Annotated in this window: 1 protein-coding gene; it reads right to left on the reverse strand. The window is 57.8% G+C overall.

Annotation, left to right across the window (positions count from 1 at the left end; all coding sequences use genetic code 11):
- On the reverse strand, positions 1–237 hold a 237-nt coding region (locus CVH10_RS27135; RefSeq protein WP_219925111.1), incomplete at both ends, for a hypothetical protein.

Consider the following 237-nt stretch of genomic DNA (forward strand, 5'->3'; position numbering starts at 1 on the left):
TGGAAAGCTAAGTGTGGCAGCCTCCAAGACCAGTTCCGTTGCAGCCACCATTTCATTGGCGACACGAGCTTCCTCAGCATGGGCCTCCACAGAGTGGCATCCAAAAGGCCCATCACCGCAGGGAGCAGGGCGGCAAAAAAACTGATCTCACCCGCATCTACCAGCCCCGCCGACAATGCTGCCACCGATTCTGCCTGCTCTTCGATAACCGGTTCTACCGGTTGCTCAACGACCGGT

It is taken from the genome of Halomonas sp. ND22Bw (genome assembly GCF_003011945.1).
GTDB lineage: Bacteria > Pseudomonadota > Gammaproteobacteria > Pseudomonadales > Halomonadaceae > Halomonas > Halomonas halophila.